At 69.5% G+C, this 19,573-nt stretch carries 17 protein-coding genes; 12 read left to right on the forward strand and 5 right to left on the reverse strand.

Features of this window, described 5'->3' with window-relative positions:
* Positions 1–128: 128 nt before the first annotated feature.
* Complete coding sequence (locus AXE84_RS07655) at positions 129–1,004, forward strand: glycosyltransferase (protein WP_010614117.1); 876 nt, start codon at positions 129–131, stop codon at positions 1,002–1,004.
* 43 nt (positions 1,005–1,047) lie between these two features.
* Here AXE84_RS07655 and AXE84_RS07660 read toward each other — a convergent pair whose 3' ends face one another.
* On the reverse strand, positions 1,048–1,461 hold the full coding sequence (locus AXE84_RS07660) for a DUF2304 domain-containing protein (RefSeq protein WP_010614118.1): 414 nt from the start codon (positions 1,459–1,461) through the stop codon (positions 1,048–1,050).
* Between the two features lie 23 nt (positions 1,462–1,484).
* Positions 1,485–2,201, reverse strand: a complete 717-nt coding sequence (locus tag AXE84_RS07665; RefSeq protein WP_010614119.1) for a glycosyltransferase family 2 protein — start codon at positions 2,199–2,201, stop codon at positions 1,485–1,487.
* Between the two features lie 252 nt (positions 2,202–2,453).
* Between AXE84_RS07665 and AXE84_RS07670 the strand changes: the two genes are divergently transcribed.
* The 5 genes from AXE84_RS07670 (at position 2,454) to AXE84_RS07690 (ending at position 8,018) form a co-directional block, all read left to right on the forward strand.
* Positions 2,454–3,110, forward strand: coding sequence for an acyltransferase (locus AXE84_RS07670; protein WP_060957448.1), 657 nt, complete (start codon positions 2,454–2,456; stop codon positions 3,108–3,110).
* Entirely contained in the window at positions 3,110–4,243 is a 1,134-nt protein-coding gene (locus tag AXE84_RS07675; protein ID WP_010614122.1) for a DegT/DnrJ/EryC1/StrS family aminotransferase, read from the forward strand. Before AXE84_RS07670 ends, AXE84_RS07675 begins: the two co-directional genes overlap by 1 nt.
* A 1-nt stretch (position 4,244) precedes the next feature.
* Positions 4,245–5,312 carry a Gfo/Idh/MocA family protein gene (locus AXE84_RS07680; protein ID WP_060957449.1) on the forward strand — a complete coding sequence of 356 codons (1,068 nt, stop codon included), beginning with the start codon at positions 4,245–4,247 and terminating at the stop codon, positions 5,310–5,312.
* An 89-nt stretch (positions 5,313–5,401) separates the two neighbouring features.
* Complete coding sequence (locus tag AXE84_RS07685; protein ID WP_236750219.1) at positions 5,402–6,700, forward strand: lipopolysaccharide biosynthesis protein; 1,299 nt, start codon at positions 5,402–5,404, stop codon at positions 6,698–6,700.
* Positions 6,701–6,758: 58 nt separating this feature from the next.
* Positions 6,759–8,018 (forward strand): glycosyltransferase, encoded by a 1,260-nt coding sequence (locus AXE84_RS07690; protein WP_236750019.1) that lies wholly within the window; start codon positions 6,759–6,761, stop codon positions 8,016–8,018.
* On the opposite strand, the gene AXE84_RS07695 is transcribed toward AXE84_RS07690, so the two are convergent.
* On the reverse strand, positions 7,999–9,111 hold the full coding sequence (locus AXE84_RS07695; RefSeq protein ID WP_060957452.1) for a glycosyltransferase family 4 protein: 1,113 nt from the start codon (positions 9,109–9,111) through the stop codon (positions 7,999–8,001). The genes AXE84_RS07690 and AXE84_RS07695 overlap by 20 nt on opposite strands.
* A 12-nt stretch (positions 9,112–9,123) precedes the next feature.
* Positions 9,124–10,791: a 7-cyano-7-deazaguanine synthase gene (locus AXE84_RS07700; RefSeq protein ID WP_081093124.1), complete on the reverse strand. Its 1,668-nt coding sequence runs from the start codon at positions 10,789–10,791 to the stop codon at positions 9,124–9,126.
* A gap of 298 nt (positions 10,792–11,089) precedes the next feature.
* Here AXE84_RS07700 and AXE84_RS07705 point away from each other — a divergent pair, with 298 nt between their 5' ends.
* The 6 genes from AXE84_RS07705 to AXE84_RS07730 all read left to right on the forward strand — a co-directional run bounded on the left by AXE84_RS07705 (position 11,090) and on the right by AXE84_RS07730 (position 19,053).
* A complete protein-coding gene (locus AXE84_RS07705; RefSeq protein WP_236750020.1) occupies positions 11,090–12,289 on the forward strand; it encodes a glycosyltransferase family protein in 1,200 nt (399 codons plus the stop codon).
* A complete protein-coding gene (locus AXE84_RS07710; RefSeq protein ID WP_060957455.1) occupies positions 12,282–12,476 on the forward strand; it encodes a hypothetical protein in 195 nt (64 codons plus the stop codon). The genes AXE84_RS07705 and AXE84_RS07710 overlap by 8 nt, the downstream gene beginning before the upstream one ends.
* A 2-nt stretch (positions 12,477–12,478) precedes the next feature.
* Complete coding sequence (locus tag AXE84_RS07715; RefSeq protein WP_060957456.1) at positions 12,479–13,528, forward strand: glycosyltransferase; 1,050 nt, start codon at positions 12,479–12,481, stop codon at positions 13,526–13,528.
* Positions 13,525–15,531 carry a DUF6541 family protein gene (locus AXE84_RS07720; RefSeq protein WP_060957457.1) on the forward strand — a complete coding sequence of 669 codons (2,007 nt, stop codon included), beginning with the start codon at positions 13,525–13,527 and terminating at the stop codon, positions 15,529–15,531. The genes AXE84_RS07715 and AXE84_RS07720 overlap by 4 nt, the downstream gene beginning before the upstream one ends.
* Before the next feature lie 119 nt (positions 15,532–15,650).
* The gene (locus AXE84_RS07725) at positions 15,651–16,955 is read left to right on the forward strand and encodes a nucleotide sugar dehydrogenase (RefSeq protein ID WP_003787076.1); all 1,305 of its coding nucleotides are present in this window, start codon (positions 15,651–15,653) and stop codon (positions 16,953–16,955) included.
* Between the two features lie 43 nt (positions 16,956–16,998).
* Positions 16,999–19,053, forward strand: coding sequence for a DUF6541 family protein (locus AXE84_RS07730; RefSeq protein ID WP_236750021.1), 2,055 nt, complete (start codon positions 16,999–17,001; stop codon positions 19,051–19,053).
* A 36-nt stretch (positions 19,054–19,089) separates the two neighbouring features.
* Here the strand turns inward: AXE84_RS07730 and AXE84_RS07735 are convergent, their stop codons facing one another.
* A complete protein-coding gene (locus tag AXE84_RS07735; protein WP_010614134.1) occupies positions 19,090–19,431 on the reverse strand; it encodes a type II toxin-antitoxin system HicB family antitoxin in 342 nt (113 codons plus the stop codon).
* Positions 19,432–19,573 lie beyond the last annotated feature (142 nt).

Genomic DNA, 19,573 nt, shown 5'->3' on the forward strand with positions numbered 1-19,573 from the left:
CCAATGCGGGGTGAAGACCCTCACACGGGTAACGGGGCTAGGCTTTCTCTGTGACCAGTGTTGCCAAACCCACGCCGAACAGCGCCTCGGCCACTCCCGCCAGTGCTTCGAATCAGGTACGGGAGGGCTTGGGCGCCGATGCCTTCGCTCCCGACGAGCAGAGTGTGCGAGTGGTGACGGTCGCCTTCAACCCGGGAGAGGAGCTGGAGCGCTTCCTGGCCTCCTTGGCCACGGCGACGGCGCGCAGACTCGTCGTCGTCATCGCGGACAACGGCACCGAGCACGATGTCGTCACTGCTGCTGCTCAGCGCCACGGGGCGCGCGTCGTCGGGGACGGCACCAACCTCGGTTACGGGGCGGGCGCCAACCTTGCGGCCGCGGATCTGGAGGAGGACTGGATCGTGGTGGCCAATCCTGATCTCGTCTGGAGGCCCGGGAGCCTGGACGTCCTCATCGATGCGGGCCGGGCCAACCCGGCGGCCGGCTGCCTGGGCCCCCTCCTGCTCAATCCCGACGGCACCGTCTACCCCTCCGGGCGCGCCCTGCCCTCCCTGGTCAAGGGCGCCGGGCACGCCGTCCTGGGCAGAATCTGGCCGGACAACCCCTTCTCGGCCGCCTATCACACGGCCGGACAGGGGACTTCTGAGGAGACCCGAACGGTGGGATGGCTCTCCGGGGCCTGCCTGCTGCTGCCCGCTGCCGCCTGGAGGCGCCTGGAGGGCTTCGACGACGAGTACTTCATGTTCTTCGAGGACGTGGACTTAGGGGAGCGGGTCGGGCGGGCCGGCTGGCTCAACGTGCAGGTGCCGGGCTCCGTCGTCGTCCACGAGCAGGGGGCCAGCTGGAAGGCTCGCCCCGAGAAGATGATCCGGGCGCACCACGCCTCAGCCCGGCACTACCTCAGGGGCGTCTACGACGCCCCGTGGCAGGCGCCGGTGCGCTGGCTGCTGACTGGCGGTCTGCGCCTGCGTGAGGAGTTCGAGGTTCGCGCCTCCCGATCCTGAGGGGGAAGCGCCCGGTGCGCTCGCGGCGCCTCGGGGTCAGTCCTCAGTCGTCGGCCTCAGTAGTGAGCCGTGCGGCAGCGGGGGGCTCGGGGGCATTGTCCAGGGCGATGCGTCGAGCCAGGTGAGTGATCTGGCGCTCTCTGGCGCTGTTGCGCCGGAAGGAGGAGAGGATCTGCGCCAGGAAGGCAATGACCAGGGCGTAGAGCAGGAAGTCAGTGCCTCGCCCGACTCCCATCCGGTGCGCGATCGAGCTCATCACCCAGGGGAAGGTGATGTTGAAGACGGCGAAGGCCACGAAGGCCAGGGTGACCAGCCTGCGGGCGGCCATGTGGCGGGCCCCGCCGGGGGTGCGCAGCATCATCCAGCCGACGGCGATCACGGCCAGGATCAGGGCGGCCTGGATGTAGAGCTGGTGGTTCGTGATCGGGGTGACCTGGGCGGCGAACTGATGAATCATGGGCTGTGCCTTCCGTGCCGGGCTCAGGAGAAGAGCAGGTCGACCAGGATGTTGACCGAGTTCCACAGGGACTGGCCCTTGGAGCGGGAGTACTCGGTATAGACGATGTGCACCGGGAACTCGCGCCAGGGCATGCCGGTGGCACCGATCTTGCGAATGATCTCGCTGGCGTGCGCCATCCGGTTCTGCTTGAGGTCGAGCTGCTCCAGGACGTCGCGGCGGATCACCCGCAGGCCGTTGTGGGCGTCGGTCAGGCGCATGCCGGAGGTGTGCGAGCTGACGGCCGCCGCTGTGCGCAGGACGAGTCGCTTGAGCCAGCCCACCGGGGACGGGCCCTCGAGGAAGCGTGAGCCCAGGACGACGGCGAGATCCTCGTCGCGCGCCGCGGCGACCATGGCGGCGGCATCGGTGGGGGAGTGCTGGCCGTCGGCGTCGAAGGTGACGACGTAGTCGGCATTGGTCTTCTCCAGGACGTAGGAGAAGCCCGTCTGCAGCGCTGCGCCCTGGCCGAGGTTGATCGGGTGGCGCACCACGACGGCCCCCGCGGCCGCGGCCTCCCGGGCCGAGGCGTCCTTGGAGCCGTCATCGACGACGACGACATAGGGGAAGATGGTGCGAGCCTGGGAGATGACCTCGCGCACGACGGTCGCCTCGTTGTACAGGGGGATGACGAGCCAGGTGTCGGTGACCGGGGACACCGGGGTGGGCTCCCCGGTCTGCGTTGCGGTGGAGGTAGTCACCACCGCATTCTTGCACGCGAAGATGGGGCGCCAGCCCTCTTGCGGGAGGCGGAGGCGGTCGGCGTTGGTGGGGTAGGTCTCCTTCGGGGCGTGCCCAGGCGTCGTCTCATGAGGATCAGTCCCCTAGGATGGGGCAGGTCGTGCAGCGCCGCCGCCTCGGGCGACCGGAGCGGCACGGCTTCCGGCAGCCACCAGGCTGCCCGGACTCATTCGATCGTCAGGGCGGTGCGAGCCGCCCGCACAGGAGTCGCCGTGGCCACCCGCATCGCCCCGTCCGCCGATGTCTCCGAGGAAGCCGTGCTCGGAGAGGGCACCAGCATCTGGCACCTCGCACAGGTCCGTGAGCACGCCGTCCTCGGACGGGACTGCATCGTGGGGCGCGGCGCCTACATCGGTGAGGGCGTCGTCATGGGGGACAGCTGCAAGGTGCAGAACTACGCCCTGGTCTACGAGCCGGCCCGCCTGGCCGACGGGGTCTTCATCGGTCCGGCGGTCACGCTGACCAACGACCACTTCCCCCGGGCCGTCAACCCCGACGGCTCGCTCAAGTCGGCCGCCGACTGGGAGCCCGTGGGAGTCACCATCGAGCAGGGCGCATCGATCGGCGCCCGCGCCGTGTGCGTTGCCCCGGTGCGCATCGGGGCCTGGGCCACGGTGGCCGCCGGCGCCGTGGTCACCAAGGACGTCCCCGCCCACGCCCTGGTCGCCGGAGTCCCTGCCCGCCGCATCGGCTGGGTCGGGCGCGCCGGCGAGCCCCTCACCCCCGCCGACCCCGGCCCCGACGGCGCCCCGCGCTGGCGCTGCCCCGTCACCGGGACCCTGTACGAGCAGTTCGATGCCGAGCCCGCTGCCGGGTCCGGCGCGCAGTCCAGCTCCGAATCCACCACCATCCGAGAGGTCACCCACTGATGTCACGCGAGTTCATCCCAGCAGCCAAGCCGATCATCGGGCAGGAGGAGCGCGACGCCGTCGACGCCGTCCTCACCTCGGGCATGGTCGTCCAGGGGCCCCAGGTCAAGGCCTTCGAGGAGGAGTTCTCCGCCCAGGTCGTCGACGGCGTCCACTGCGTGGCCGTCAACTCCGGCACCTCGGCCCAGCACGTGGCCACCCTGGCCAGCGAGCTCCAGGAGCGCGCCGGCGGGGCCCCAGAGGTCATCGTCCCCTCCTTCACCTTCGCCGCCACCGGCAACTCGGTGGCCATCAGCGGCGCCGTGCCGGTCTTCGCCGACATCGACCCGGTGACCTTCACCCTCGACCCCGCCAGCATCGAGGCCTCCATCACCGAGCGCACGGCGGCCATCGAGGTGGTCCACCTCTACGGTCTGCCCGCCAACATGCCGGAGATCCTCGCCATCGCCGAGCGCCACGGCCTGGCCGTCTTCGAGGACTGCGCCCAGGCGCACGGCGCCGCCATCGACGGCAAGCCCGTGGGCACCTTCGGAGCCTGGGGCTCCTTCTCCTTCTACCCCACCAAGAACATGACCAGCCTCGAGGGCGGCATGATCACCACGGCCGACGCCGAGCTGGCCCGCCGCTGCCGCCTCATCCGCAACCAGGGCATGGAGCAGCAGTACGCCAACGAGCTGGTGGGCCTCAACAACCGCATGACGGACGTGGCCGCCGCCGTCGGCCGTGTCCAGCTGACCAAGCTGGCAGGCTGGACCACTGCCCGCCAGGCCAACGCCGCGCGCCTCAACGAGCTGCTGGCGGGCGTCGACGGCGTCGTCACCCCCTTCATCCCCGAGGGCTACACGCACGTCTACCACCAGTACACGATCCGCCTCGAGGGGGCCACGGGCGCCGAGCGCGACGCCGTCCAGGCCGCCCTGCGCGAGGAGTGGCAGGTCGGCAGCGGCGTCTACTACCCGATCCCCAACCACCGTCTGGCCTCCCTGGCCCACTACGCCGAGGGCCTCGAGCTGCCCGGCACCGAGAAGGCCGCCCGCGAGTGCCTCTCCCTGCCGGTCCACCCCTCCTTGAGCGAGGCGGACCTGGAGCGCATCGGCCAGGCCGTGGCCGCCACCGTCAAGGCAGGTGCCTGACATGAGCGAGAACGTCGCCCTCGACGGGCAGGCCACCACCGCGCTTCCCGAGGTCCACTACCTCACCGACAAGGGCACGGCGGACAACCCGTTGCGCGTGGGCCTCATCGGCCTGGGCTCCATGGGACGCCACCACGCCCGGGTCATCCGTGCCACCGAGGGCATGGATCTCGTGGCCGTGGCCGATCCCGGCGGCGACCGCTTCGGTGTGGCCGGAGAGTTGCCGGTCCTGCCCGATATCCACGCCCTCATCGACGCCGGGCTGGACGCCGCCATGGTGGCCGTCCCCACCGTCTACCACGAGGACGTCGCCCTGGCCCTGGCCGAGGCGGGCGTGCACACCATGGTGGAGAAGCCCATCGCCCACGACGCCGCAGCGGGCCGCCGCGTGGCCGCCGCCTTCGCCGAGCGGGGCCTGGTGGGCGCCGTCGGCTACGTGGAGCGCTGCAACCCCGCCCTGCGGGCCCTGCGCGAGCGCCTCGACGCCGGCGAGCTCGGTGCGGTCTACCAGGTCCTCACCCGCCGCCAGGGCCCCTTCCCGGCCCGTATCAGCGACGTCGGCGTCGTCAAGGACCTGGCCACCCACGACATCGACCTCACCGCCTGGGTCGCCGGCGCCCGCTACACCTCCGTGGCCGCGCAGGTCACGCACCGCTCCGGCCGCCAGAACGAGGACATGATGGTGGCCACCGGTCTGCTGGAGGGCGGCATCGTCGTCAGCCACCAGGTCAACTGGCTCACACCCTTCAAGGAGCGCGTCACGATCGTCACCGGGGAGAAGGGCGCCTTCGTGGCGGACACCCTCACCGGGGACCTCACCTTCCACGCCAACGGCACCGTGGCCTCCACCTGGGACCAGGTCGCCGCCTTCCGGGGGGTCAGCGAGGGCGATGTCATCCGCTACGCGATCCCCAAGCGCGAGCCGCTGGCCCTGGAGCAGGAGAACTTCCGCGACGCCGTGCGCGGCGTGGCCCAGCGCCACGTCACCATGGCCGAGGGCGTGGCCACGCTCGACGTCGTCGAGGCGGTCCTGACCTCGGCGAGCGAGAATCGGACGGTCACTTTGTGAGTGGCTCCGCCAAGGGCGCCGCAGGCGATCCTGCGGCGCCCACCTCAGGCGGCTTGATCGGGCGGGTTCGCCGCCGCGTGTCGGCGCTTCTGGAGTCCTCGCCGTTGCTGGGGCACGTGCTGACCCTCGTCACCGGGACGGCTGTGGCCCAGGTGGTCAGCTTCGGCATGTCGATCGTGCTGGCGCGCATCTACACACCTCGTGACCTGGGACTGATGGCGATCTACACCTCTGTCGCGGGAATCCTCGTCGCGGTGGCGGCACTGCGCTACGACATGACGATCATGCTCCCCAAGAAGGAGCCCGAGGCCCTGAGCGTGGCCCGCTTGGGACTGGTGTGCATCGCTGTCGTCTCGCTGCTGGCGACGGTGGCGGCTTTCCCCCTGCACGGTCTGGTCACCCGGTGGTGGGGGCATGAGGTCGCCTTGTGGATGCCCTTGGTGGGTCTGACCACCTTCCTCATGTCGGGGGTGGAGCTGTTCAAGTTCTGGTTCAACCGCTCCAGCAACTACCGCGCCATCGCCATCAACCAGGCCGAGCAGCAGATCGGCGTCAACGTCGGCCAGGTCGGCCTCGGCCTCGCGGGAATGGGGGGGATGGCCGGCCTGATGCTGGGCTTCACCGCCGGCCAGGTCTTCGCCTTCGGAAATCTGGGACGCCAGGCCAAGGAGCTGTGGCGCCCACTGCCCCAGGAGGCGCCGTCCCTGAGGTGGGTGGCCCGCCGCTACCGGCGCATGCCGCTGCTCAACGGCCCCAACGCCCTGGCGGACGCCCTGCGCCTCAACGGCATCCAGCTGCTCATCGCGAACTACTCGGTCTCCGCGCTGGGCCAGTTCCAGACGGCCTGGCGCTACCTGGACGCACCACTCATCCTCATCAACGGCGCGGTGGCCAAGGTCTTCTTCCAGAAGCTCTCCACGATCGAGCCCGGTCAGATGAGGCCGTTGGTGCGGGTCACCATCAAGCGGGCGGTCCTGATCGGCATCGTCCCCTTCGCGCTCATCTACGTGCTCTCGCCGTGGCTCTTCCCGTTCCTCCTCGGAGCCAGATGGGCCGACTCCGGGAGCTTCGCGAGGGCCCTGACCCCGTGGCTGTTCATGCTGCTCATCACCTCGCCGATCTCCAACCTGTTCGTCGTCACCGAGCACCAGGACTGGATGCTGGGTTTCGCCCTGCTCTACACCGCCGCGCCCCTGGCCTGGCTGCACTGGTCGCCGCTGGAGGTCATGCCCACCTGCTACGTGCTGGGTCTCATGATGGCGGGTCTGCTGGTGCTCAACGCTTTGCTGGCCGACTACGCGGCCAAGCAGTTCGACGCACACGGGTCCGCCCGGACCGGAAGGAGACATGGACATGACTCCCACGAAGCCGATGTCTCAGACGCCTGAGGTCAGGACGTCCACCGCCCGCGGCTCCCAACCTCTCAGACCGATGAGGAGCAGTGACGTGCACGTTGTCTTCACTCCCTCGTGGTACCCGGACCGGAACCGCCCCCACAACGGTTCCTTCTTCCGCGACCAGGCGCGCATGCTTCAGCGCAGCGGGATGCGAGTGGGCGTCATCGCCCTGGAGCCGGTCTCCTTCTGGCAGGCACGCCGCGAGCTGACGGTGGATGTCGAGGAGGGGATCGTCGTCGTGCGCGGCACGGTGCCCACGATCCCCAAGGGCGTTCTGCCCGGGGACCGGATGGTGGCTCGCGCGGTGGCCGCCCGAGCGGTACGGCTCTATGAGGAGACGATTCGCAGCCTGCCTGAATCCTCCAGCAGCGGTGGGGGAGAGTCGGTTCCCGACGTCGTTCACGCCCACTCGGTGTTCACCGGCATCCATGTCGGCCGCTACGCCGCCGAGCGCTGGGGCGCCGCACTGGCCATCACCGAGCACCGTCCCAGCTCGACGGACCGCAGTGTGCATGGGTGGCGGTACCGGGCTCTGCGGCGCGACCTGCGACGTGCCCCAGGGCGCGCCGTTGTCTCCACCCCCTTCGCGGAGGTCCTGAGGGACTACTGGCGGCTCGGGGAGTGGAGGAGCATCGCCCTTCCGGTCAACGACGAGGTCTTCGATGTCCCCAGGCCAGCCAACCAGGATCGGCATGGCGACAACGCCAGGGCCCTGACCGTCTGCCACGTCTCCCACCTGGGGCGTAACAAGCGCCCCGAGGAGACCATCCGCGCCGTCGCCCGGCTGGCCCGCGCCGATGTCGCCGCCGGGCGCGAGCCCACACGCCTGCTCCTCGTCGGAGGGGAGGCCCACGAGATCGAGCCCCTGCGAGAACTGGCTCGGGCCGAGGGCATCGAGCAGACCTCCACCTTCACCGGCCGGGTGCCCCACGACGAAGTCAGCGGACTCATGGCTTCCAGCGATGTCTTCGTCCTGGCCAGCGAGGTCGAGGCCGGGGGCACCGTCCTGGCCGAGGCCCAGGCTCTGGGGCTGGCTTGCGTGGCCACGCCCACCTGGGCAGGACGATTCATGGTCGAGCCCGAGACCGGCGTCGTCCTGCCCGCCGCGGCCCAGGTCAGCGACGACGCCCTCGTGTCCGCCCTGACCGAGGCGCTCACCCACGTGACTGACTCCATCCGCGCTGGGGGCTACCGCCCCGAGACCATCCGGGCCCGCGCCCGCCAGCGGTTCGGGGAGGCCACCTTCGTCAGGGCCTGCCGAGAGCTCTACGAGCAGGCGCGCGGCGAGATCACCGGGAGTGCACGCTGATGGCGGCCTCGTAGGCGCGTCCGTAGGCGCCCGCCACCTCCTCGGGGGAGAAGGCCCGTGGCAGCGTGTCCTGGATGTCCTGGGCCGTCAGCCCCTCGCAACGGTGCATGACGTCGATGACGGCCCTGGCCCACGTGAGAGGGTCGTCCTGGCTGACGATCTCAGTGACGGAGGGGTCCAGGAAGCTCGTATGCGCGCCGCGGTCGCTGGTGACCACCGGCCGACCCGCCGCGAGCGCCTCGGCGGCCCCCAGGAAGAAGGTCTCTGCCATCGTCGGCACGAGGAAGAGGTCGTTGACGGACAGAACCTCCCCGACGAGGTCATCGGGGAGCTGACCGGTCAGCTCCAGATCGACGTTCAGGCTCTGGGCAAGAGCGGTGCAGTGCTCGGCCAGGGGGCCGTCGCCCACCCAGGTCAGTCGGGCGGGGACACCCAGCTCCGTCAGCGCCGCGACTGTTCTGACCGCCAGGTCCGGACGCTTTCGCTCGATCAGTCCCCCGACTCCCACGATCTGCAGGACGTCCCGCCCCAGCTGGACGGCCCGACGCTCGGCGGGCCTGCTGGGACGAGTCACTTCATTGGGAACGGTCAGGATCTCGCCGTGAGGGCGGTAGGCCCTCAGGTCGGCGGCGAGTTGGTCGGAGACGGTGGTGACGACGTCGGGCCTGCGCTCCAGACGCAGCACCACCTGGGCCCCTGCGCGCGCGATCGTGCCGAGAGCGGCCCCGCCATTGGCCAGTCCCGACCAGTGCTCGGTGTGGAGCCACGGCTCGCGCGGCCGCCTCAGGGCATAGGGCATGAGTGTGGAGATGGCGTGGGTGTGGACGATGTCGCTGCCCGCGGTCAGCGTTCCCAGTGCCCGTCTGGCGGCCAGCACCTCATGAGGGCGCGAGGGCGTCATGGGCAGCCGCACGACCGGCACACCCATGACGCGAGTACGTCTCGTGCCGTCATCGACGTGAGCGGCGACGAGGTGGACGACCCGGATGTCGTGTCCGGCGGCGGCCATCGAGGCGGCGTGCCGGGCGACGAAGATGCCCAGTCCTGCGGAGACCTCTGTGGGGAACCAGGTGCTGACGATGGTGACACGCATGCGTTCGCTCCCTTACGCCTTCTGCCCTGAGGAGTCGGCGGCCGCCGGTGGGACGTCGGCGACGGGCAGGTCGGTGAACAGGCGGCACCTGCGGCACCAGGTGTCGGTGATGAATGCCCGGGCCCAGAACCCCAGGAGGGTGCGCCCCGTCATGAGCTGGACCGCGGCCGCCGGCCGGGAGGTGTCGGTGATGAAGGCGTCGAAGCTCATGGGCGAGTGCAGAGTGGCCCACGACGAGGCGGTGCGTTCGGCCAGGTGCAGCAGGTGCAGGCGGGAGAGCACCGCCTTGAGGCGGGAGCGGGTCGTCTCGTTGACCTGCGTCGGGGTGAAGTAGGCCAGGTCGGCCTGTGAGGTCTGCTCCTGACCGGATGCCCGGGCAGTCGCCTGAGCCCACAGGCGCCCGATGAAGACGGCGTAGAAGTCGCGCGTGGCTGTCAGCTCGACGGCACCGCGGTGCCAGGCGTCCCAGAACTCTACGTCCAGCATGGGCAGGGCCCATTCCAGGCCCAGGTGCTCGTAGGCGCGCACCGAGTTGTTGATGTACTTGGTCTGCCGCTCGCGGACGTTGTAGGACTCCAGGATGCTCTGCACGTCACGGGGGCTGCCGGTAAACGGCCGCAGCGCCAGGAATTCCTTGACCTTCCTGGTCCGGTAGGGGTCAGCCCAGGCCTGGTTCTGCTCACCCTGGAGCCCCTGGTGGTGGGTGATGATCGCTTTGGCCACCTGGCTGCGGGTGGCGGGAGGCCCGTCGAGCAGATGCTCGTCGTGCATGTTGCCCACGATCGTGTGCCCCGGCAGCAGGATGTCACCGGGCCGCACCGTCCCGCGTGCCAGGAGGGTGCGCAGCGCCCACCAGTCCTGGACGTGCGGCAGGGCCCCCAGGGCGTAGCCATCCGTGAGGAAGTCGGCGGCCTCCTGGGTCTGCCACGCCTCGCGCAGGACGGCCGGATCGTAGTCCACGGCGTGCCACTCCAGGCCCACGGCCTGGGCCACCTTCCGTGAGATCTCGACCTCCCGGGCGCCGGGCCGCCCGTAGGTGAAGGCCACTGCCCGGTCCAGTGCGTCGTGGAGCGTCAGCCAGGCGACCAGCAGGCGCGAGTCCAGCCCGCCCGACAGCGGAATGACGAGCCTGGGGGTGCCCGGGCGCCGGTCCAGGTCCACCAGGAGCCGTCCCATGACGGCGTCGAGTGCCTCGGTGAGTAGGTCGGAGAACTCCTCGGGGGCGACGACTGCGTCCGTCTCCTCGGAGAACTGCGCCACGGAGTGGTTAATGGTGCGTACCCGCCCCGTGGCGCGATCAATGCGCACGACGGTGCCCTGCTCGGTCTGGTGGATGCCGGCCAGCAGGGTGTCGCTGCCGGTGACGAACCCGGCGTCGAGGAACTCCCGGCGGGCCCGGGCGTCAAGGCGTGGAGCGGAGACGGCCTCACGCATGAGGGTTGCGTCGTCGCTGATGACCAGTCTCTGTGCGTCGCTCATCCCGTCCTCAAGGGACCAGAACAAGGGCCATGAGCGCAGACGGTCCTGAGCCAGGACGACCTCATCCTCGTCGATCTGGATGGCGGTCAGGCGCCCCGGGTGGGAGACGAGGACCTCGGGGTCGGTCGGGTCCGAGCAGTCGTGGTCGGCCCGCACCCACAGGCCGTTGCCGTCGTTCACGGTGTCAACTGATGTCGTCACCCGGGACCAGTGCGGGCTCCTGAGCCGGAGATCAACCTCGATAGCGCTCACCGTATCCTGCCTTCTCAAACCTGCTGACCAAGGGTGGTTGGTGCGTCCGCCCCGTCTGACGGCGCCCAGTGTGTCACAGTTATGACACGTGACGCGGTTGACGCCCGGCGGGCACCAGCGACATGCTGTGGTGGCTGGCAACAGACATGTGTCTCGTCGGTTCGGTCAGGTGTGAGATGCTTTCTGGGCATCCCGCGGGGCGGATTGTCCGCCTGCGGGACCAAGGCACAAGACAAGAGGTGACCTCGTGAGCGCAAGCAGCATGGATGGTGGAGGCGGGGCTGGCAGGCTCATGGTCTTCCATACTCCCTTCCCCCTCCAGTCGGGCCGCCTCGCGGCCTCCATCCTGCGGCCCCTTGCGATGCGTCAGGCCTTCACCGACATCGGCTACCGGGTCATGGAGGTCAGCGGATACGCCGCTGAGCGGCGTCAGGCCATGCGCCGGGTGCGAGCGGCGATCGCTGCCGGTGACGTGCCCGCCTTCGTCTACGGCGAGAACGCCACCATCCCCAACGCCCTGACCGAGCCCCGTCATCTGCCGCCGCACCCGCTGCTGGACCTGTCCTTCTTCCGCGACTGCCAGCGTGCCGGGGCTCCCGTGGGCATCTTCTACAGGGACATCTACTGGCGTTTCCGCCAGTTCCGGCAAGGGATCAACCCGATCCTGGAGGCCGGTCTCCAGGCGACCTACCGCGGTGAGCTTCTGGCCTACCGGCGCCTGGGCATCCACCTCTTCCTGCCCAGTCGGGCCATGGGCCGCCATGTTCCCTTCCTCACTCCGGATCGGGCGAGCGCCCTGCCCCCCGGCGCCCCGGTCGTCGAGGCCGGGGACGTGGGCCGCCCGGTCGGCGAGTCCCGGGACAAAGCGGAGCTGGACCTCCTGTTCGTCGGGGTCCTGCAGGACAACTACCGACTTGACGCCTGCCTGAAAGCTGTCAGCCAGACTCCTGGAACGCGCGTGACACTGTGCGTGCGCCAGGAGACCTGGGAGGAGACCCGCGAACACTACGCCCCGCTCCTGCCCGCCGGGCGGGCCGACGTCGTCCATCGCTCCGGCAGTGAGCTCCTTCCGCTCTACGAGCGCGCCGACCTCGGGGTGCTGTTCACCGAACCGAACCCGTACTGGGACTTCGCCGTCCCCTACAAACTCTACGAGTACCTGGCCCACGAGCTGCCCGTCATCGCCGTGCGTGGCACCCAGACCGGGCGTCTCGTCCAGGAGATGGGGATCGGGTGGGTGCTCGAGTACGACGTCGAAGCCCTCAGCGCACTGCTGCGTCACCTGCGTGAGACGCCTGAGGAGATCGAGGCGGTGCGCCGGCGTATGCGCCAGGTCGTACCGAGTCAGACCTGGCAGGCCAGGGCTCGCCAGGTGGCTGAGGAGCTCGCCGGATCGCCTGGAGTGCCGGCGAGGCACCAACCCGTGAAGGAGCGCGACCATGGCTGACAACATTGGGAAGCCCGCTCGCAGGCCCCGTGCCGTGATGGTCAGTCGGCTGTTCAGGCCCGAGCCCGCCGCCGCCTCCCTCGCTCTGGGGGCCATCGCCGACGGCCTGGTGCGTGAGGGCTTCGACGTCACTGTGCTCACCAGCCGGGCCCCCAGGAGTTCGAGGTCCGCGACGATCCTGGGCTGACTGTGCGACGCGCCCCCGTCCTGCGCGACAAGGCCGGCTACGTCCGCGGCTACGTGCAGTACATGTCCTTCGACATCCCACTGTTCTTCCGACTGCTCCTGGAGCGCAGGCCGGATGTGGTGATCTGTGAGCCTCCCCCGACAACGGGCGCCGTGGTGCGCGTCGTGTGCACCCTGCGTCGCGTGCCCTACGCGTACCGGGCGGCCGACCTGTGGTCGGACGCTGTCAAGGAGACCACCGCTCCGCCGGTGGTGAGCGCCGTCCTCACTCGGCTGGAGAACTGGGTGCTCAACGGCGCCTCCACCCTCATGACCGTGCACGAGGGGATGGAGGAACGGCTGGCGGGACGGGGGATCTCGGCCCGTACCCGTCGGCTGGGCTTCGGCATCGATACCGACGTGTTCACGCCCGAGGGCCAGCGGGTCGATACCACCGGACCGCTGTTCGTCTACGCGGGAACCGCCTCCGAGGTGCACGGCGCGGAGATCTTCGTCGAGGCCTTCAGGGCGCTGCTGCAGCGCGATCCGACGGCCCGCCTGGTCTTCATCGGCCAGGGGGAGTCCTTCGCCGAGATCAGGAGCCAGGCCGAGTCCCTGCCTGAGGGGGCCGTCCAGGTCCTCGGGCGCATGTCACCGGAGCAGACCGCGGAGTGGATCCGCTCGTCGGTCGCGACCTTGGCCAGTGTCAAGCCGGGACCCTACGGCTTCGCCTTCCCGACCAAGGCCTTTGCCTCCGCCGCCTGCGGAACCCCGGTCATCTATGCGGGGGCCGAGGACGCGGGCCGCCAGGTGGTCCAGGAGGGTCTCGGTGTCGCAGTGCCCTACGACGCCGACGCGGTGGCCCAGGCCATGGCCGACCTCGCCCTGAACGAGAGCCCCGCCGCCGCACCCGCAGCCTCTCAGGCCCGTTCGGCTCCGGTCGCCACGGCTGTCCGCCCTGCGACGCAGCTGCGGGCCTGGGCCCTGGAGCACGTATCCGCTCGCCGCCTGGGACAGGTGGCGGCTGCCATCATCAACGAGATCGTGGCAGAAGGCAGGTCCCGTCGCCGATGACCGCACTTCTTGAATGGGCGCTGTTCCTTCCGCTGGTGCTGTCACTGGTGGCGCTGTTCTACGGCCCCGGCTACTTCCTGGCAACGATCTTCAATGCCGGACCGTTCGTGGTCAGGGTCGTGGCCGCACCGGCATGGACCTTCGCCTTCGTGGGGCTCACCAGCGTGCTCATGCACCATTTCGGTGTGGTCTGGAGCAGGTACAGCTACACCACCGTGCTCCTGCTCCTGGCGGGTGTCGCGGCACTGAGCCGGGCGATCACGTGGCGCTCGCGTCCTGGGGGGATGGAGAGGGTCTGGCAACGGGCCAAGGAGGTGCTGCCCAAGTTTCTGGGTGTCATAGCAGCCTGGCTGGTGACGATCCTGCCGGTCATCAGCGCCATGGGACCGCGTCTCATCATGCAGGGCGGGGACGCCCCCTACCACTACAACCAGATCTGGTTGATGGCGCGCACCGGAAACGCCGACCCGATGTCGGCCAACCAGGGGCTGCTCGGCCTGAGCGACGGACGTTCCTACTACCCCAACGTCTGGCACTCGCTGGGCGCGCTGATCGACTTCCGCTCCCAGTACGCCCTGGTGGCGGGCAACACCCTGCTTCTCATGGCACCTCTGGTGTGGGTCGCCGGTATCGCCGTCCTGTGCCAGCGCCTGTTCCCCGAGAATCCTCGCTCCTGGCTCTGGGCGATCGCGGCGACGTTCCTGCTTCCGGCCTTCCCCCTGCGGCTCGAGCTGGCGGCCGGCATGTGGCCCTACGTCATGGCACTGGCAACGGTTCCGGGCTTTCTGGCCTGGCTCCTGGAGGCTGGTCGCGACTGGCGCGTCCCATGGAAGAGGTGGCTGGGGCGGATCGCTACCGGAGCCATTCCTCTGGCTGGTCTGGCGATGGCGCACCCGGCCGCCGTCGGTGTCGTCTTCTGGATCGTCGCTGCGCTCGCTGTCTGGCTGCCCGCGCAGGCGGCCGTCTCGGCGCATGCTCAAGGAGACCGGAGAAGAACCTGGCTGCTCGCCGCTGCCAGTGCAACGATCTGCCTGCTCATCGTCGCCTTTATCGTCTCACCGGGGCCGCAGCAGACGCAGTTTGGCCGCTACCCCGAGCGCGGTTGGGGCCACCTGGGCCCCAAGCTCCTGGTCATGGCGACCCTGCGCCTCAAGGGCACGGACCTCCATCACCCCTCAAGCGTCATTTACGTGGCGGTCCCGGTCCTGACCCTCATCGGTCTGGCGGTCGCCTGGAAGAACCGCCGGACCCGGTGGCTGTGCGCGCTGTGGCTGGCGTTCATGGGCGTCCTGCTGGGAAGCCTGGTCTCCATCCCCGTGCTCACTCACGTGGCCAGCCTTCACTACGTGAACTCTTATCGAGTCGTGGGCACCTGCACGCTCACGACTGCTCCCTTGCTGGCGCTGGCGATGTCTCACCTGTTCGAGAGGGTGGCGGCGCGTCTGAGACTCCCCCTGGGGTGGAGCACCGTCACCGTCGTCGTCCTCATCGTCTGGCTGACGACCTCGATGCTGTGGACGCTCATGCGCAGCGACCTTCACGACGCTGTGTGGCCGGCCAGGCTCGAGGAGCCGCGTTACAGCTTTGACGCCGACGAGCTGGCGTTGATGACGCGTCTGCGGGCGGAGATCCCGCCCGAGCAGCTGATGACGGGAGACCCCGCCTCGGGAATGGCCTTCCTGCCCGCGGTGTCCGACATCAAGGTGACCTCCTACTACATGGGGCGGTCCTTCTCCGACCCCGACGGCGAGTACCTCGCCCAGCACTTCTCAGATATTCGTACTGATCCCAAGGTGTGCAGCATTCTGCGCAAGCACCGCATCCACTACTTCTACGCGGACCGGGACACCAAGTTCAACGGCATCCCCAACTCCAGGTTGCGTCCTGGCTTCTACGACGTCGACCTCTCCGAGGGCTTCACCCTCATCGATCAGGGCGGCTCCGCAGCGGTCTACCGGATCGACCTGTGCTGGACACCCGACGAGCAACCGCGGGCTACGTGAGGGACGAGGCGCGGTCACTGCACCGCGCTCCCGCACTGACCCTCCTGACGTGACCTCTCACGAGGACGAACGAGTATGGTTGACTCGCCACTCTTGAAGCCACGGAAGGACCAACCCGCATGCGCATCGCCGTCGTCGCCCTGGGCAAGATCGGACTGCCCCTGGCCGTCCAGTACGCAGACAAAGGCCACGAGGTCATCGGGGTCGACGTCAACCCCGCCGTCGTCGAGGCCGTCAACGCCGGGACCGAGCCCTTCCCCGGCGAGGCCCACCTGGCTGAGAAGCTCGCCGCCCTGAGCCCCGCCACCGGCAACGGCGCCCTGCGCGCCACCACCGACTATGCCGAGGCCATCCCCGAGGCCGACGCGATCGTGCTGGTTGTGCCGCTCTTCGTCAACGACGCCACCTGGGAGCCGGACTTCGCCTGGATGGACGACGCCACCCGCTCCCTGGCCGCCCACCTGACCCCCAACACCCTCATCTCCTATGAGACCACCCTGCCCGTGGGCACGCTGCGGGGTCGCTTCAAGCCCATGATCGAGGAGATCAGCGGCCTGAAGGAGGGGACGGACTTCCACCTGGTCTTCAGTCCCGAGCGAGTCCTCACCGGCCGTGTCTTCGCCGACCTGCGCCGCTACCCCAAGCTGGTGGGCGGTCTGGACGAGGCCGGTACCCAGGCCGGCATCGCCTTCTACGAGTCCGTCCTCGACTTCGACGAGCGCGATGACCTGCCCCGCCCCAACGGCGTGTGGGACATGGGAACTGCCGAGGCCGCTGAGATGGCCAAGCTCGCCGAGACCACCTACCGCGACGTCAACATCGGCCTGGCCAACCAGTTCGCCGTCTACGCCGACAAGGCCGGCTTCGACATCGAGCGCGTCATCGAGGCCTGCAACTCCCAGCCCTACTCCCATATCCACCGCCCCGGTATCGCGGTGGGCGGGCACTGCATCCCGGTCTACCCGCGCCTGTACCTGTCCACCGACCCCGACGCCTCCGTGGTGCGTACCGCCCGCACCTTCAACGCCACGATGCCCGCCTACGTAGTGGGCCGGGCCACCGAGGTGCTCGGTTCGCTCAAGGGCCTGCGCGTCGTCGTGCTGGGAGCCTCCTACCGCGGCAAGGTCAAGGAGACCGCCTTCTCCGGCGTCTTCCCCACCGTGGAGGCCCTGCGCGAGGCCGGAGCCGAGGTCCTCGTCCACGACCCCATGTACACCGACGAGGAGCTGGCCGGCTTCGGTTGGACCCCCTACCACCTGGGGGAGCAGGTCGACGTCGCCATCGTCCAGGCCGACCACCCCGAGTACGGCGAGCTCTCGGCCGCCGACCTGCCCGGGCTGCGTCTCCTGCTGGACGGCCGCCGCGCCACGGACGCCGCCAAGTGGACCGGTGTGCCGCGCCTGACCATCGGCGGAGGCGAGTGACCGCAGAGGCCTTCTGAGACCAGCAGCAGGAATGGCTGCGAGCATGGCAGCGGGGCTGAACGCAGACTCCGGCTGGAGCCTGGCGGCCGCCACGCTCGTCATGGCCGGGCTGCTGCTCGTACCCGGCTGGGTCATCGGACGATCCGCCCGCCTGGGGGCGCTGCCGTCCCTGGCGGTGGCCCCGGCCATCGGTTCGGCGCTCATCGGGGCGGCGGAGATCCTCACCCACGCCCTGGCGCTGACGTGGCGTCCCTGGGGCTGGGCGATCATCGCCGCCCTGAGCATCGGATCAACCCTCCTCATGCGCCTGGTGGCCGGCCCTGCAGCGGGGCCAGGGCGTCAGGGGATGCCGTGGAGCCGGGCCGAGCGGATGATCCTGGCCGGTGGTCTGAGCGTGGCCGTCCTCGTGCCGGCCGGGGTGATCCTGTCCTGTCTGCCGAGCCCCGGCTACCCCGCGCAGGCCTTTGACGCGACCTTCCACCTCAACGCGGTGGCAGCCATCCGAGAAGGGGGCAACGCCTCCATGCTGGGGGGCCTGTCGTCCCTCTACTCGGGTCGCGCCATCTACTACCCCACCGTGTGGCACGGGGCTGTGGCATTGGCGCCGGGCGGTCCGGTCCCGGCCAGTACTGCCGGGATCCTGGCTCTGACTGCCGTGATCTGGCCGCTGAGCCTTCTGGGGCTACTCGCCCGGGTCACCGGACTCGACTCCGCCTCCGACTCGGTCGGCGACGGTGCCGAGCGACGCCAAAAGGTGTGTGCGCTCGCCTCGGTGCTCGCGCTCAGCGCTGGGCTCGTGGGTTTCCCCTTGCTGCTCATGACCTCGCTGGCGGTGTGGCCCTACGCCCTGAGCGTCCTGGGGCTCCCCGGCGCCCTCGTGCTCTACGACCAGATGCGTGAAGGCGCCGTATCGAGGCGCCTTCACCTGACATGGGTCCTTCTCGTGCTGGCCGTCGCCGGAGGCGTGGTGGCCGCGCACGGCACCGGTCTGTTCAACCTGGCGATCCTCACCCTGCCTTTCCTGACCGACGCCGTCGCCTCCTGGTGGCGCCGCAGCGCCGGCCGGAGGGGCGGTCGAGTCCTCCTGGCGGTCGGGGCGGCCGGGGTCATGCTGGCCCTGGCCACGGGGGGCTGGCTCATGCGCGGCTCCCTGGCCTCCGTCCTGGGCTACGAGCGTCCTGCCGGCGGAGTGGCCGGCGCCGTGGCGACCCTGGGCCAGGCACTCATCGACCTCCCGATGTACGGGGCGGTCCCCGGCGCCACCGTGCCCATCGGGATCGCGTATGGCCTGCTCACCCTGGGGGCGGCATGGTCGGCACGCTCGCGGCGGGACCAGCGCCCCTGGCTCGTCATGTGGCTGCTGGCGCTGACTCTGCTGGTCCTGACAGGGGGGCCGCAGTGGGCGGGTCGGCAGCTCGGCTCGCCCTGGTACCTGCAGAAGGCCCGAATCCTCCCCCTGGCCATCCTGCCGTCTCTGATCCTCCTGGCCCAGGGTGGTGCCGGGCAGCCCGGGCAACGACTGTGGGCGCTGCTGCGCCGGACGGCCTCGCGACTGGGCGGAGCGCGGCCGAGGCGGATGGCGGCCGCCATGCTGGTTGCGATCGTGCTCCTGCCGGTGGCGGCGCGAGTCCCCGTGGAGCGGGCCCTCGTCGCCTCCGTCTACGATCCGCAGCGCATTCAGTACGGGACCTTGCTCACTAAGGACGCCATCACACTCATTCAGCGCTCCCGGAGCAGGCTGCCCGACGACGCCGTCGTCCTGGGGGCGCCGTCGAGGGGGGCTGCCCACCTGTGGTCCCTGGGCGGGGTGCATGTCGTCTACCCGATGCGCGCCGCAGCTGCGCCGGGCACCCCGGAGGCCGCGCTGGCATCAGCCTGGCCCTCCCTGGGGCAGAAGGGCTCCCAGACCTGCGCACTTCTCAACCAGCTGGGAGTGCGCTACTTCTACAGCAGCTCGGATGCGACGGCCTCGGGCTCGGTCACTGGCGCCGCCCCCTTGCGCTGGGACGCGCGCCTGACTCAGGTCCCCACCGAGGGGCTCGAGCTCATCGACTCCGAGGGAAGCACCGCCCTGTGGCGCATCACCGCCTGCGACTGAGGCGGTAGCCGTCTTACTGAGGTGATAGGGGGCGGGTCAGGAGACCGCGGCCAGTTTTTGCACGACGTACTGATTCAAGCTGGTGGACTGCTCTGCCGCTTCCATGGCCAGGCGTCGGTGCAGATCCTCACCGAGGCGCAGCTGGAACTTGCCCGAGTAGTGACGGGTAGACAGAGGTTCTGGCACCGCTTCCCCCGACGCAAGGAGGTCGGCGACTACGTCACTGACGAGGTTGCGTAAACCGGACAACGCCAGCTCAGGGGTTCCGGCCAGCCAGGAGAGTGAAGGAAATTCGACGCAGGTGGCGACGAACTCGTCGTCCTCCGCTGACCATGTCACGCGGAAGCTGTACCTCGCAGTGTCGATGGCTGTACTCATTTTTCCATCTCCCCCTTCTTCTCAATGGCGGCGAGAACCTGCCTCACCTGGTACGGCTTTGCTCGCCCGTGGTCATTCTGGATGTTGACGCGAGGATCTCCGGGCCAAGGGGTTTTAAATACTGCATGCGATCCACCGGTAC

It is taken from the genome of Actinomyces oris (assembly GCF_001553935.1).
Lineage (GTDB): Bacteria > Actinomycetota > Actinomycetes > Actinomycetales > Actinomycetaceae > Actinomyces > Actinomyces oris_A.

Coding starts and splice junctions, on each gene's coding strand:
- AXE84_RS07660 (WP_010614118.1), bottom strand. CDS start 1,461: ATGATTCATCAGTTCGCCGCCCAGGTCACCCCGATCACGAACCACCAG.
- AXE84_RS07675 (WP_010614122.1), top strand. CDS start 3,110: ATGTCACGCGAGTTCATCCCAGCAGCCAAGCCGATCATCGGGCAGGAG.
- AXE84_RS07680 (WP_060957449.1), top strand. CDS start 4,245: ATGAGCGAGAACGTCGCCCTCGACGGGCAGGCCACCACCGCGCTTCCC.
- AXE84_RS07695 (WP_060957452.1), bottom strand. CDS start 9,111: ATGCGTGTCACCATCGTCAGCACCTGGTTCCCCACAGAGGTCTCCGCA.
- AXE84_RS07710 (WP_060957455.1), top strand. CDS start 12,282: ATGGCTGACAACATTGGGAAGCCCGCTCGCAGGCCCCGTGCCGTGATG.
- AXE84_RS07720 (WP_060957457.1), top strand. CDS start 13,525: ATGACCGCACTTCTTGAATGGGCGCTGTTCCTTCCGCTGGTGCTGTCA.
- AXE84_RS07725 (WP_003787076.1), top strand. CDS start 15,651: ATGCGCATCGCCGTCGTCGCCCTGGGCAAGATCGGACTGCCCCTGGCC.
- AXE84_RS07730 (WP_236750021.1), top strand. CDS start 16,999: ATGGCAGCGGGGCTGAACGCAGACTCCGGCTGGAGCCTGGCGGCCGCC.
- AXE84_RS07735 (WP_010614134.1), bottom strand. CDS start 19,431: ATGAGTACAGCCATCGACACTGCGAGGTACAGCTTCCGCGTGACATGG.